Origin of the sequence: Paracoccus sp. 08 (assembly GCF_024105395.1) — a bacterium.
Taxonomy (GTDB): Bacteria; Pseudomonadota; Alphaproteobacteria; order Rhodobacterales; family Rhodobacteraceae; genus Paracoccus; species Paracoccus marcusii.
Genome location: NZ_WEKR01000064.1, coordinates 74,485 through 87,172 on the forward strand (window position 1 = coordinate 74,485; position 12,688 = coordinate 87,172).

Genomic DNA, 12,688 nt, shown 5'->3' on the forward strand with positions numbered 1-12,688 from the left:
GCAACCTTTCCCAAGCGCGACCTTGGGGAGAGGGTCGCCAGTCATTCACGGAAACGATGAACCGGACCGCCGACCCGGCGGGTGGCCCGTCCACACGCCTGCGGTCCGACACGAGGGAGAGAGAAGACCATGGCTAGACTGTTGACATCGGTGGCGATCTTGGGCGCCACGGCCACCGCCGCGATGGCCCAGGTATCGGATGACGTCGTCAAGATCGGCATCCTGAACGACCAGTCGGGCGTCTATGCCGATTTCGGCGGCACCTATTCCTATCAGGCGGCGCTGATGGCGGTCGAGGATTTCGGCGGCACCGTGCTGGACATGCCGATCGAGGTCGTGACCGCCGATCACCAGAACAAGCCCGACGTCGCATCGAACATCGCGCGGCAGTGGTACGACACCGAACAGGTCGACGCGATCATGGAGCTGACCACCTCGTCCGTGGCGCTGGCCGTGCAGGCGCTGTCGGCCGAGGCCGACAAGATCACCATGACCACCGGTGCCGCCACCACCGAACTGACCGGCGCGCAATGCACCGCGAACGGGTTCCACTGGGCCTATGACACCCACGCGCTGGCCGTGGGCACCGGCGGCGCGCTGGTCGAGCAGGGCGGCGACAGCTGGTTCTTCCTGACCGCCGATTATGCCTTCGGCTATTCGCTGGAGGAGCAGACCGGCGCCTATGTCACCGCCAATGGCGGCGAGGTGCTGGGGTCGGTCCGCCATCCGCTGTCCACCAATGATTTCTCGTCCTTCCTGCTGCAGGCGCAGGCATCGGGGGCCAAGGTCATCGGCCTGGCCAATGCCGGCCTGGACACCCAGAACGCCATCAAGTCCGCGGCCGAGTTCGGCATCGTGCAGGGCGGCCAGCGCCTGGCGGCGCTGCTGTTCACCCTGGCCGAGGTCCACGGCCTGGGCGCCGAGGCCGCGCAGGGCCTGACCCTGACGGAATCCTTCTACTGGAACCGGACCGACGAAAGCCGCGAATTCGCGCAGCGCTTCTTCGAGCGCACGCAGGCGATGCCGAACATGGTCCATGCCGGCACCTATTCGGCCGTCCTGCAATACCTGAAGGCCATCGAGGCCGCCGGCACCGATGAGACCGCCGCCGTGTCCGAACAGCTGCATACGCTGCCGGTCAACGACGTCTTCTCTCAGGGCGGCACGGTGGGCGCGAACGGACGCCTGATCACCGACGTCTATCTGCTGGAGGTCAAGGCACCGGCCGACATCACCACGGACTGGGATTACTTCAACGTCCTGGCGACCATCCCCGGGTCCGAGGCGTTCATCGATCCGGCCGAAAGCGGTTGCGCGCTGGTCGCGGCGAACTAGGGCGCGGACGGACCCATGACAGCAATGCCTGTGCAACAGGACCAGCCGCGGGTGGTGTTATCCGCCCGCGGCCTTGGCAAGGATTTCGCCGGCTTCACCGCCGTCAACGATGTCGACCTGGATGTCGAACACGGCCGCATCCACGCGCTGATCGGCCCGAACGGCGCGGGCAAGACCACCGTCTTCAACCTGTTGACCAAGTTCCTGACGCCCACCCGCGGGTCGATCACGCTGCTGGGCCAGGACATCACCGCCAGAAAGCCCGCCGAGGTGGCGCGGCTTGGCCTGGTGCGGTCGTTCCAGATCTCGGCCGTGTTCCCGCATCTGACGGTGCTGGAGAACCTGCGCGTCGCGCTGCAGCGGCCCAACGGGCTGGCCACCCAGTTCTGGCGGTCGCTGTCGTCGCTGGACCGGCTGAACCCGCGCGCGGACGAGCTGATCGCGCAGCTGGGCCTGACGGAATATCGCGACACCCGCGCGATGGACCTGTCCTATGGCCGCAAGCGCGTGCTGGAGATCGCGACCACGCTGGCCCTGGACCCCAAGGTCCTGCTGCTGGACGAGCCGATGGCCGGGATGGGCCTGGAGGACGTGCGCACCGTCGCCGGCATCATCCGCGACGTGGCCCGCGACCGGGCCGTCCTGATGGTCGAACACAACCTGTCGGTCGTGGCCGACATCTGCGACCGCGTCACCGTGCTGCAGCGCGGAGAGATCCTGGCCAGCGGCGATTACGCCACGGTGTCCACCGATCCCCGCGTGCGCACCGCCTATATGGGAACCGACGCATGAGCGCGCTTCTGAATGTCGCCGGGCTGAACGCCTGGTACGGCGAAAGCCACATCCTGCACGGCGTCGACCTGCACGTGAACGAAGGCGAGATGATCTGCATCCTGGGCCGCAACGGCATGGGCAAGACCACCACGCTGCGGTCGATCATGGGCATCTTGCGCAAGCGCACCGGCAGCATCACCTTTGCCGGCAGCGACATGATGACCATGCCGCTGCACAAGACCGCCCGCGCCGGCCTAGGCTTCGTCCCCGAGGAGCGCGGCATCTTCGCCAGCCTGTCGGTGCAGGAGAACCTGATGCTGCCGCCGGTGGTGGCCAAGGGCGGCATGTCGGTCGACGAGATCTATGCCCTGTTCCCGAACCTGCACGAACGCAGGAACAGCCCCGGCACGAAGCTGTCGGGGGGCGAACAGCAGATGCTGGCCATGGCGCGCATCCTGCGCACCGGTGCGCGTTGCCTGCTGCTGGACGAGCCGACCGAGGGGCTGGCCCCGGTGATCATCCAGAACATCGGCACCGTGCTGGGCGAACTGAAGAAACGCGGCATGACCGTGGTGCTGGTCGAACAGAACTTCCGTTTTGCCAGCAAGGTCGCCGACCGCTTCTATCTGATGGATCACGGCCAGATGACCGCGGAATTCCCGGTGGGCCAGCTGCCCGCCAACATGGACATGCTCAATCGCGAACTGGGGGTCTGACATGACGATGATATTCGGCGTGCCGATGGCTGCCCTGATGGGGCAGCTGCTGATCGGCCTGATCAACGGGTCGTTCTATGCGCTGCTGTCGCTTGGGCTGGCGGTGATCTTCGGCCTGCTGCGGGTGATCAACTTCGCCCATGGCGCGCAATACATGCTGGGCGCGTTCGTGGCCCTGCTGCTGCTGACCTGGACCGGCGTGAACTACTGGATCGCGCTGATCCTGGCGCCGCTGATCGTGGGCACCTTCGGCGCGCTGGTCGAACGGACCATGCTGTCGCGGCTCTACAAGCTGGACCATCTGTATGGCCTGCTGTTCACCTTCGGCCTGGCCCTGACGATCGAGGGGACGTTCCGGTACTTCTTCGGCTCCAGCGGGCAGCCCTATCCGACGCCGCCGGCGCTGGCGGGGGGCGTGAACCTGGGCTTCATGTTCCTGCCGATCTATCGGGGCTGGGTGATCGTGGCGTCGCTGGCGGTCTGCATCGCCGTGTGGCTGCTGATAGAGAAGACCAAGCTGGGATCATACCTGCGCGCGGCCACCGAAAACCCGGTGCTGGTGCAAAGCTTCGGCGTGAACGTGCCGCTGCTGCTGACGCTGACCTATGCGTTGGGCGCGTCGCTGGCGGCATTCGCGGGCGTCTTGGCGGCGCCCATCTATCAGGTGTCGCCGCTGATGGGCACGAACATCATCATCGTCGTGTTCGCCGTGGTCGTGGTCGGCGGCATGGGGTCTATCCTGGGTGCCATCGTCACCGGCTACATGCTGGGCATCGCCGAGGGTCTGACCAAGGTCTTCTACCCCGAGGCATCGAACACCGTGATCTTCGTCATCATGGCGATCGTGCTGATCTTGCGGCCCGCGGGCCTGTTCGGAAAGGACGTGTAAGATGAGCCATTCCGACGCAACCACCCCCGCGGCCCCCGCGACCATCCCGGCAGCCGGCCGCATCAAGGCGGTCATCCTGCTGGCCATGCTGGGGTTCCTGCTGCTGGTGCCCATGTTCCTGTACCCGATCTTCCTGATGAAGATCCTGTGCTTTGCGCTGTTCGCCGCGGGGTTCAACCTGCTGCTGGGCTATACCGGCCTTCTGTCCTTCGGGCATGCGGCCTTCTTCGGCGGCGGGGCCTATTTCACCGCCCATGCGGTCAAGGTCTGGGGCCTGTCGCCCGAACTGGGGATCCTGGTCGGGGTCGCGGGCGCGGCGGGGCTGGGCCTGATCATGGGGCTGATCGCCATCCGCCGTCAGGGCATCTATTTCGCCATGATCACCCTGGCCCTGTCGCAGATGTTCTTCTTCTTCTGCCTGCAGGCCGCCTTCACGAACGGAGAGGACGGCATCCAGTCCGTCCCGCGCGGCACCTTCCTGGGCGTGCTGGACCTGTCGAACCAGATCAACATGTACTACTTCGTGCTGGGCGTGTTCCTGGCCGGGATGCTGGCGATCTGGCGGATCATCAACTCTCCCTTCGGCATGATCCTGAAAAGCATCCGCGAGAACGAGGCGCGGGCCACGTCGCTTGGCTATACCGTGGCGCGCTACAAGCTGGCGGCGTTCGTCATGTCGGCGGCGATCGCCGGTCTGGCGGGCAGCGTGAAAAGCCTGGTGTTCCAGTTCGCGACCCTGACCGATGTCGGCTGGCAGATGTCCGGAGAGGTGATCCTGATGACGCTGCTGGGCGGCATCGGCACGCTGATCGGGCCGGTCATCGGCGCGGGGCTGGTGGTGACGCTGCAGAACTATCTGGCGACCTCGCCGCTGCCGGTGACGGTCATCACCGGGGTCGTCTTCATGGTCTGCGTGCTGCTGTTCCGGCGCGGCCTGGTGGGCGAGTTCTATGCCTCGCGGATCGGCCGCAGCCTGGGGTTCAAGTCCGAAAGCTGAACCAAGGCCCGTCCCGTCCGCGGGGCGGGCTTCTACAGGTGCAGCTGCTCGCCGGTGACGGCGGTCAGCCGAGCGGCGGCCTCGGCCACCGCCGCGCCGATGGCGCCGACCTGGCGCGTTCCGATCCGATGCGCGGGGGCGTTGATCGACAGCCCGGCCACCGCGCGCCCCGCCATGTCCACGATGGGCGCGGCCACGCAGCGCATCCCCGCCATCCGTCCCTGATCGTCGAACGCAAAGCCCTGCCTTCGGATGCGCGCCAGATCGGAGCAGGCCGCGTCGGGCGCAGGCCCCGCATTGATTGCCAGCATCGCCCGCCCGATGCCCGATCCGGTCAGCGACGCGCGCGTTCCGGGTGGAAAGGCCACGCGGATCGGCTGGTCGGATTCGACCTGCGACACGAACAGCACGCCACCATCGCTGAGGATGCCCAAGTTGGCCGTCTCCTGGGTCCGCGCGACCAAGTCCTGCAGGATCGGGCGTGCCCGCGCGATCAGCCCCGACCGCCGCAGGAAGGCCGCCCCAAGGCGAAAGCTGGATGGCCCGACCGACCAGCATTGCGTCGCGGCGCAGCGTTCGACCATGCCGCGCAGGGCCAGGGTCTGCAGGATGCGATGCGTGGCGGATGCGGGCAGCCCCGTGCGCTGCGCGACCTCGCTCAGCGTCAGGCCGGGATGCAGCGACAGCAGGTCCAGCATGTCCAGCGCGCGGTCCAGCGCCTGGACGGTCAGCGGGCGATCGGGTCCGTCGGCACAGGGGCGGCCACGGCGGCGGGTCGGGTCGGCCATTGCGGTCTCTCCTTGATCACCCGGTGTCGGGTCACCTCTTTTGCGTCGCATGCGATGGAAAATCCGTCCAGAAATATTAGTTAATGCCCCGCGGCGTGCGACGCGCCGGGCCATCACCCACCGGACGGACAGGCCGTGGAATATGCAGGCGGATCAACGACAAAACCCGCGGTGGTGCGTTCGTCCCGTGCCGATTATCAATCGTCGCTGTAAAGTCCTTGCCCCGGCCTAGAACAGCGGACGCAGCTCCCGCACCGCGTGGTCGGCGAACATGCGGACCTTGGGGTCCTGCAGACGCCTGTGCGGGGCAAGGCAGCCGAACTGCGCGGGCAGGGGGCGGTTGGCGGGCAGGACCTCGACCAGGCGACCGTCGGCCAGGTCCTGCGTCACCTCGTACAGCGGGCGGTTGGCGACGCCGTGCCCGGCCAGCGCCCAATCGCGCAGCACGTCGCCGTCGTCGGTGTCGAACCGCCCCTGCACCATCATCTTGCGCGGTCCATCCGATGTCTGCAGCGTCCAGTAATATTCCGGGCTGCGGGGATAGCGTAGCAACAGACAGTTGTGACCCGCCAGGTCGTCCGGCCGCAGCGGCGTGCCCGCGGCGTCCAGATAGGCCTGCGACGCGACCAGCACCCGCGGGCATTCCGCGATCTTGCGCCATTTCAATGCGGAATCGGCGGGCTCTCCCAGAAAGAAGGCCAGGTCGATGGCATCCTCGACGATGTTGACGTTGCGGTCGGACAGGCGCAGGCGGATCTCGATCCCCGGATTGTCGGCGCAGAAGGGCGGGATCAGCGGCGCGACCAGCCGCCGTCCCAGGCCCAGGGGCGCGGTCAGGCGGATCACGCCCTGCGGCTTGCCCGAAAAGCTGCCGATCAGGGCCTCGGCCTCGTCCAGGGTCTCGATCACGCGTCGGGCGTGGTCATAGAAGGCGCGGCCGATCTCGGTCGTGGTCAGCTTGCGGGTGGTGCGGTTCAGCAGGCGCAGGCCAAAGCGGTTTTCCAGATCCTTGATCCGGTTCGATGCGACCGCGGGCGACAGGCGCAGATCGCGCCCCCCCGCCGTGATCGAGCCCAGTTCGACCACCCGCACGAAGACCCGCAAGCTTTCAAGATAGGACATCGCCGTTGGCCCGCTTTCAATGGAACGTGGAAAGTCTTCTATGTCGCGGATGATTCCGCAACCGAAACCGTCGCGCTAGCGTGATCCGGGCGGCGGCGCCCCGCGCGCGTTGCGCATTGGGGGTGGCCGTCCGCGACCCGCCTGCTAAGCATTGCCCGTCCGCGTCGCCGACCTTCGGGTCGTTCCGCTGCGGCCGGGCACCCGGACAACAGCCAAGGAATTCCGATGCAGACCCTGACCCGACTCGATCTCGACGACGCCCGCATCCTGATGGCCGGTGCCGAGGCCCATGCCCGGACGATCGGCGTCCCGATGTGCATCGCCATCACCGACGAGGCGGGCCAGCTGATCGCCTTTCAGCGGATGGAGGGCGGCAAGGTCACCTCGACCACCATCGCCATCGACAAGGCCTTCACCGCGGCCGCGGCCAAGAAGGCGACGCACGACTATGGCACGGCCAGCCAGCCCGGCGCGCCGGCCTATGGCATCGCCTCGGCCATCGGCGGGCGGCTGATGGTGGTCGGCGGCGGTCTGCCCGTCATCTGGAACGGAGAGGTCGTGGGCGGCATCGGCGTGTCCTCGGGGACGCCGGCCCAGGACCAGGCGGTGGCGCAGGCCGGGATCGACGACTGGATCGCGCGCCAGGCGAAATGACCGCGTCCCCGCGCGTCCGCTGTGGGGCGCGCGGGGTTGACGCTAGATCTGGACCGCGATGGCGATCCCGCGTTCGACCGCCAGATCGACCGCGGCGGATGCGACTGCCAGGTCCTGCAGTCCCACCCCGGTGCCGTCGAACAGGGTGATCTGGTCGTCGGACACCCGGCCCGGTCGGTCGCCGTTGATCACCGCACCGATCTGGGTGATGTCGTCCGGTGCGATCAGTCCTTGGGCCACGGCGTGCTGGGCCTCTCCGATGGTGACGGACTGGGCGACCTCGTCGGTAAAGACCGACGCCTTGCCCAGCAATGCGGCCTCGACCTCCTGCTTGCCCTTGGTGTCGGTGCCCATGCAGGCCAGATGCGTGCCGGGCCGGACCTGGGCGGCCTGCAGGATGGGCGCGAATGACGAGGTGATGGTGATGATCACGTCCGCCTGCGCGCCCAGCTGATCCAGGTCGACCGCCTGGAACGGGATGCCGCGTTCATCGGCGACCTTGGCCAATCGGTCCAGGTCGGCGGGGTTCAGGTTCCAGCCGACGACCCTGTCGAAGTCCCGCTGATCCAGCGCCGCGCGCAGCTGGAAGGTCGACTGATGCCCCGCCCCGATCATGCCCAGCACCCGCGCATCCCGCCGCGCCAGGTGGCGGATCGACACCGCCGAGGCCGCCGCCGTGCGCAGCGCGGTCAGCAGGTTGCCGCCCACCACGGCCCGGCACCGCCCGGTATCGGCGTCGAACAGGAAGATCGTCGACTGATGGTTCGTCAGGCCCTTGTCGGCGTTCCGCGGCCAGAACCCGCCCGATTTCAGCCCAAGCGCCAGCGATTCCCGGTCGAACCCCGACTTGAACCCGTAAAGCGCGTCGGCATGGCCGATCGCCTCGCGGATGACCGGAAAGTTGTAGGCCGTGTCCCGCGCCATCGCGGCAAAGACCTGTTCGACCGCCGCAAAGCAGTCCTGGGCCGAGATCAAATCCGCGATCAGGTGTTCGGGGACGATCAGCAGGGGGGATTGCGTCTGCATCAATAGGCCTTTCCGCGGGCAGAGACCGGCCAGACGACCTCGACCTTGCCGCCCCGGACGCCCACGTACCAGTCGTGGACGTTGCAGGTCGGATCGCAATGACCGGGGATCAGGCGCAGCTTGTCGTTGATGGCCAGCACGCCGTCCGGGTCCTCGACCACGCCGTGTTCGTCGGAACACTTGATGTATTTCACGTCCGTGCGGCCATGGATGACGGGCAGGCCGCTGTCCACCGACTGCGCCTTGAGGCCGGCATCGACCACCGCCAGATGCGGCTTGGCGTGGCTCATGACGCTGGTCAGGATGAACAGCGCGTTTTCCCATTCACCCTGGTCGATGCGCGTGCCGTCCCGGTCCAGGATGCGCCCGTAATCGGCATCCATAAAGGCATAGCTGCCGCATTGCAGCTCGTTGAAGACGCCCGAGTTGGATTCGAAGTAATAGGACCCCGTGCCCCCGCCCGACACCAGTTCGGGCGTCAGGCCGATCGCGGTCAGCGCCTCGACCGCCTCGCGGACCTGGGCGATGGCCGCGTCCAGCTTGGCCTTGCGGTCGTCAAAGCTGTCCATGTGCTGCATGGCGCCCTGATAGCCCTGGATGCCGGTGAATTTCAGGCCGGGGGCGGCGTCGATGGCCTGGGCGATCTGAACCACCGCCTCGGTCGTCCTGACCCCGCAGCGGCCGGCGCCGCAGTCGATCTCGACAAAGCATTCCAGCGTGGTGCCGTGGCGCTGCGCCCCTGCCGACAGTTCGGCCACGTTGGCGATGTCGTCGACGCAGACGATGATCCGGCTGCCCCGCAAGGGCAGGCGCGCCAGGCGGTCGATCTTGGCCGGGTCACGGACCTGGTTCGACACCAGCACGTCGCGGATGCCGCCGCGCACGAACACCTCGGCCTCGGACACCTTCTGGCAGCAGACGCCGACCGCGCCGCCCAACCGCTCCTGCAGCTTCAGGACGTCGACCGACTTGTGCATCTTGCCATGCGCCCGGTGGCGCATGCCGTGGGCGCGGGCGTAATCTCCCATCTTGCGGATGTTGCGTTCCAGTGCGTCCAGATCAAGGATCAGGCAGGGGGTCTGGATGTCGGCCTCGTCCATCCCCGGCAGGGCGGGAATGTCGTATCCGACCTCGAGGCCTGCGAATTCTGCGTGGGCGTTCATTGGGCATCTCCGTTGGTCCAGGGCAGGCGGTCCAGATCGACATTGCCGCCGGTGATGATGACGCCGATGCGCTGGCCGGCAAAGACGTCGCGGTTCTTCAGGATGGTCGCCAGCGGCACCGCGCTGGAGGGTTCGGCCACGATCTTCAGCCGTTTCCAGATCAGCTGCATCGCGGCCACGATCTCGTCCTCGGACGCGGTCAGGATGTCGGTGACGTGGTTGCGGACGAAATGCCAGGTCATGTCCTTGAGTGGCACCTTGAGCCCGTCTGCCACGGTCACGGGCGCGTCGTCTGCGATGATATGGCCCGCGCGAAAGCTGCGCGCCGCGTCGTCCGCCTGTTCGGGTTCGGCCGCATAGATGCGCGTGGCGGGGGCCAGCGCGGACAGGGTCAGGCAGGTGCCCGACACCATGCCGCCGCCGCCGATGGGGGCGATGACCGCGTCTAGATCGGGGATCTGCTCCAGCATCTCGGCCGAGCAGGTGGCCTGTCCGGCGATCACCCGCGGGTCGTTGTAGGGGTGCACGAATTCTGCCCCCGTCTCGGCCACGACCTGGGAAAAGACCGCCTCGCGCGAACTGGTCGAGGGCTCGCATTCCACGACGCGCGCGCCATAACCGCGCACCGCGTCCTTCTTCGCCTGCGGGGCGGTGCGGGGCATGACGACCGTGCAGGGAATGCCGCGTCGTCCCGCGGCATAGGACAGGCAGGTGCCGTGATTGCCGCTGGAATGGGTGGCGACGCCGCGCGCGGCCTGGGCATCCGACAGGCCAAAGACTGCGTTGCTGGCGCCGCGCGCCTTGAAGGCGCCGGCCTTCTGCAGGTTCTCGCACTTGAAGAACAGCTGCGCGCCCGTCAGCTCGTCCAGCATCCGGCTGGTCAGGACGGGGGTGACGTGGACATGCGGGCGGATGCGGTCGCGGGCCGCCAGCATGTCGTCCAGGGTCGGGATCGCGTCCATCACGCAGCCTGCCTGCAGGCCTGGCCCGCGCTGTGCCGGTAATGCGCTTGGGCGGCGGCGACGCCGGAGCCCAGGGTGACGGGCAGGCCCAGATCGACCATCACCATCTCTGCCGTGGCCAGCCCCGACAGGGCCATCACGTCGGTCAGCATCCCCAGATGCCCGATGCGGAAGACCTTGCCCGCGACATCGCCCAAGCCCGTGCCGAAAGCCACGCCATAGGTGTTCAGCGCATGGCTGACGATGCGGTTGGCGTCGAACCCGTCCGGCGTGCGGATCGCGCTGACGCTGTCGGAATACAGCGCGGGTCGCGCAGCGCAAAGCGTCATGCCCCATGCCGCGACGGCCTGGCGGACGCCTTCGGCGATGCGGTGATGGCGGGCAAAGACGTTCTCCAGCCCCTCGTCCAGCAGCATGTCGGTGGCAACCTTCAGCCCGTTCAGCAGGCCGACGGGCGGCGTATAGGGAAAGCCGTTCGCGGCATAGCCCCGCGCCATGTCGCGGATGTCGAAGAAGGTGCGCGGCAGGCCCGCGCCCTCGACCGCGGTCATCGCCTTGGGCGAAAAGCCGACGATCGCCAGGCCGGGGGGCAGCATGAAGCCCTTCTGCGACCCGGTAACGGCGACATCGACGCCCCATTCGTCCATCCGGAAGTCATAGCAGGCGATGGAGCTGACCCCGTCCACGAACAGCATCGCGGGATGGCCCGCCCGGTCCAGCGCGCGGCGGACCGCGGCGATGTCCGACCGGACGCCGGTGGCGGTTTCGTTATGCGTGGCCAGGACCGCCTTGATGCGATGGGCCGTGTCGGCGGTCAGGATCTCCTCGAACCGGTCGGTGGGGATACCTTCGCCCCAGGACTGGTCCACGATCTGGACGTCAAGGCCGTGCCGCTGGCACATGTCGATCCAGCGGTGGCTGAACATGCCGTTGCGCGTGGCCAGAACCGCGTCGCCCGCCGACAGCGTGTTGGTGATCGCCGTCTCCCACCCGCCTGTGCCGGTGGAGGGGAACACGAAGACCTGCGCCTGCGTGGATTTCAGGACCTTTTTGACCCCCTCCAGCGCGGGATGCAGGATCTTTCCGAACATCGGGCTGCGATGGTCGATGGTGGGCATGTCGACGGCCTTGCGAAGCACCTCGGGGATGTTCGTCGGGCCGGGAATGAAGATCGGGTTCTGGGTGCTCACGGTCGGCTCCTCCTTGATGCGACAAGGTGTAGCACGGGTCCGCAAACCGGTAAATTTTTTTGAAATCGTTTTTCGGAAATCTGGTTTAATGCAGGTTTCGCAGCGAAATCATGGCTGCAATATTTTTTCATTGCTGGAAAACGGCTTTCATGAAATTATTTTTCTGTGGTGTTACAGACGGAAGGGGCGTGATTCCGATGCAGCAGCCGGTGCGCAAGCGGGGACGGCCAAAAGGCGGCAAGGCTGATCAGCCCGCCGCCAGCATCCAGGCCCTGGACCGCGGGCTGGACGTGCTGGAGGCCCTGGCCGCGCATGAGGGGATCACCCTGACCGGGCTGTCCACGCATCTGGACCAGTCCCCCGCCACCATGCACCGCGTCCTGGCCACCCTGGAACACCGTCGCTATGTCGAGAACAATCCCGACCGGCAGGAGTGGTTCATCGGCCCCGAGGCGTTCCGCCTTGGTTCGGCCTTCCTGCGCCGCACCAACATCGTCGAACGCAGCCGTGCGGTGATGCGCGACCTGATGGCCCTGACCGGAGAGACGGCCAACTTGGGCATCGAACGCGACGGCGACGTGCTGTTTGTCAGCCAGGTCGAGACGCATCAGACGATCCGCGCGTTTTTCCCGCCCGGCACCCGGTCTCCGCTGCACGCATCGGGAATCGGCAAGGCGCTGCTGGCGGCGTTCGATCAGACGCGGCTGGCGGTGTTCCTGCGCGACGCGACCTTCACCCGGTTCACGGACAAGACCATCGCCGACGCGGACGCGCTGCAGGCCGACATCGCCCTGATCCGCCATCGCGGCTTTGCCTTTGACGATGAGGAGCGCACCCTGGGAATGCGCTGTGTCGCGGCCTCCATCGTCAACAGCTATGGCGAGGCGGTGACCGGGGTGTCGGTGTCGGGCCCCACGAACCGCATGACCGATGCCGCCGTCGACCGCATCGGCGGCCTGGTCGCCACCGCGGCGGAACGGATTTCGGCCGATCTGGGATCGGGCCGGGGCGGGCGCTGACCGACTTTTGCCGGGCGTGGAACGGGTGGGCGAATCCCGTTGACAGCTCCGGG

General features: G+C 67.1%; 13 protein-coding genes. 7 read left to right on the forward strand and 6 right to left on the reverse strand.

Features of this window, described 5'->3' with window-relative positions:
• Positions 1–129: 129 nt before the first annotated feature.
• From GBO37_RS14380 to GBO37_RS14400, 5 genes are read left to right on the forward strand one after another with little or no spacing between them, the layout of a single operon-like run.
• Positions 130–1,335 carry an ABC transporter substrate-binding protein gene (locus GBO37_RS14380; RefSeq protein WP_045983479.1) on the forward strand — a complete coding sequence of 402 codons (1,206 nt, stop codon included), beginning with the start codon at positions 130–132 and terminating at the stop codon, positions 1,333–1,335.
• Between the two features lie 15 nt (positions 1,336–1,350).
• Positions 1,351–2,127, forward strand: coding sequence for an ABC transporter ATP-binding protein (locus GBO37_RS14385; RefSeq protein WP_045983480.1), 777 nt, complete (start codon positions 1,351–1,353; stop codon positions 2,125–2,127).
• Positions 2,124–2,825, forward strand: coding sequence for an ABC transporter ATP-binding protein (locus GBO37_RS14390; protein WP_045983481.1), 702 nt, complete (start codon positions 2,124–2,126; stop codon positions 2,823–2,825). Before GBO37_RS14385 ends, GBO37_RS14390 begins: the two co-directional genes overlap by 4 nt.
• Position 2,826: 1 nt before the next feature.
• Positions 2,827–3,714, forward strand: coding sequence for a branched-chain amino acid ABC transporter permease (locus GBO37_RS14395; protein ID WP_045983482.1), 888 nt, complete (start codon positions 2,827–2,829; stop codon positions 3,712–3,714).
• A gap of 1 nt (position 3,715) precedes the next feature.
• Entirely contained in the window at positions 3,716–4,711 is a 996-nt protein-coding gene (locus tag GBO37_RS14400) for a branched-chain amino acid ABC transporter permease (RefSeq protein WP_252929751.1), read from the forward strand.
• Positions 4,712–4,743: 32 nt separating this feature from the next.
• On the opposite strand, the gene GBO37_RS14405 is transcribed toward GBO37_RS14400, so the two are convergent.
• The gene (locus tag GBO37_RS14405) at positions 4,744–5,499 is read right to left on the reverse strand and encodes an IclR family transcriptional regulator (protein ID WP_252929753.1); all 756 of its coding nucleotides are present in this window, start codon (positions 5,497–5,499) and stop codon (positions 4,744–4,746) included.
• Between the two features lie 228 nt (positions 5,500–5,727).
• Positions 5,728–6,621, reverse strand: coding sequence for a LysR family transcriptional regulator (locus tag GBO37_RS14410; RefSeq protein ID WP_252929755.1), 894 nt, complete (start codon positions 6,619–6,621; stop codon positions 5,728–5,730).
• A 225-nt stretch (positions 6,622–6,846) separates the two neighbouring features.
• On the opposite strand from GBO37_RS14410, the gene GBO37_RS14415 reads away from it, so the two are divergent.
• Complete coding sequence (locus GBO37_RS14415; RefSeq protein ID WP_252929757.1) at positions 6,847–7,275, forward strand: heme-binding protein; 429 nt, start codon at positions 6,847–6,849, stop codon at positions 7,273–7,275.
• Between the two features lie 42 nt (positions 7,276–7,317).
• Here GBO37_RS14415 and bhcD read toward each other — a convergent pair whose 3' ends face one another.
• Genes bhcD through bhcA form a run of 4 tightly spaced genes read right to left on the reverse strand, consistent with a single transcriptional unit; the run spans position 7,318 to position 11,616 of the window.
• Positions 7,318–8,283, reverse strand: a complete 966-nt coding sequence (gene bhcD / locus GBO37_RS14420; protein ID WP_252929960.1) for an iminosuccinate reductase BhcD — start codon at positions 8,281–8,283, stop codon at positions 7,318–7,320.
• Between the two features lie 17 nt (positions 8,284–8,300).
• On the reverse strand, positions 8,301–9,464 hold the full coding sequence (gene bhcC, locus GBO37_RS14425) for a 3-hydroxy-D-aspartate aldolase BhcC (RefSeq protein WP_252929758.1): 1,164 nt from the start codon (positions 9,462–9,464) through the stop codon (positions 8,301–8,303).
• Positions 9,461–10,426, reverse strand: coding sequence for a beta-hydroxyaspartate dehydratase BhcB (gene bhcB, locus GBO37_RS14430; RefSeq protein ID WP_252929961.1), 966 nt, complete (start codon positions 10,424–10,426; stop codon positions 9,461–9,463). The genes bhcC and bhcB overlap by 4 nt, the downstream gene beginning before the upstream one ends.
• Complete coding sequence (gene bhcA, locus GBO37_RS14435; RefSeq protein WP_252929761.1) at positions 10,426–11,616, reverse strand: L-aspartate--glyoxylate aminotransferase BhcA; 1,191 nt, start codon at positions 11,614–11,616, stop codon at positions 10,426–10,428. The genes bhcB and bhcA overlap by 1 nt, the downstream gene beginning before the upstream one ends.
• Before the next feature lie 197 nt (positions 11,617–11,813).
• Between bhcA and bhcR the strand changes: the two genes are divergently transcribed.
• Positions 11,814–12,635: an HTH-type transcriptional regulator BhcR gene (bhcR, locus tag GBO37_RS14440; RefSeq protein WP_252929962.1), complete on the forward strand. Its 822-nt coding sequence runs from the start codon at positions 11,814–11,816 to the stop codon at positions 12,633–12,635.
• The last annotated feature ends 53 nt before the right edge of the window (positions 12,636–12,688 follow it).

Coding starts and splice junctions, on each gene's coding strand:
- GBO37_RS14400 (WP_252929751.1), top strand. CDS start 3,716: ATGAGCCATTCCGACGCAACCACCCCCGCGGCCCCCGCGACCATCCCG.
- GBO37_RS14385 (WP_045983480.1), top strand. CDS start 1,351: ATGACAGCAATGCCTGTGCAACAGGACCAGCCGCGGGTGGTGTTATCC.
- bhcC (WP_252929758.1), bottom strand. CDS start 9,464: ATGAACGCCCACGCAGAATTCGCAGGCCTCGAGGTCGGATACGACATT.
- bhcR (WP_252929962.1), top strand. CDS start 11,814: ATGCAGCAGCCGGTGCGCAAGCGGGGACGGCCAAAAGGCGGCAAGGCT.
- GBO37_RS14395 (WP_045983482.1), top strand. CDS start 2,827: ATGACGATGATATTCGGCGTGCCGATGGCTGCCCTGATGGGGCAGCTG.
- GBO37_RS14410 (WP_252929755.1), bottom strand. CDS start 6,621: ATGTCCTATCTTGAAAGCTTGCGGGTCTTCGTGCGGGTGGTCGAACTG.
- bhcB (WP_252929961.1), bottom strand. CDS start 10,426: ATGGACGCGATCCCGACCCTGGACGACATGCTGGCGGCCCGCGACCGC.
- GBO37_RS14415 (WP_252929757.1), top strand. CDS start 6,847: ATGCAGACCCTGACCCGACTCGATCTCGACGACGCCCGCATCCTGATG.
- GBO37_RS14380 (WP_045983479.1), top strand. CDS start 130: ATGGCTAGACTGTTGACATCGGTGGCGATCTTGGGCGCCACGGCCACC.
- GBO37_RS14405 (WP_252929753.1), bottom strand. CDS start 5,499: ATGGCCGACCCGACCCGCCGCCGTGGCCGCCCCTGTGCCGACGGACCC.
- GBO37_RS14390 (WP_045983481.1), top strand. CDS start 2,124: ATGAGCGCGCTTCTGAATGTCGCCGGGCTGAACGCCTGGTACGGCGAA.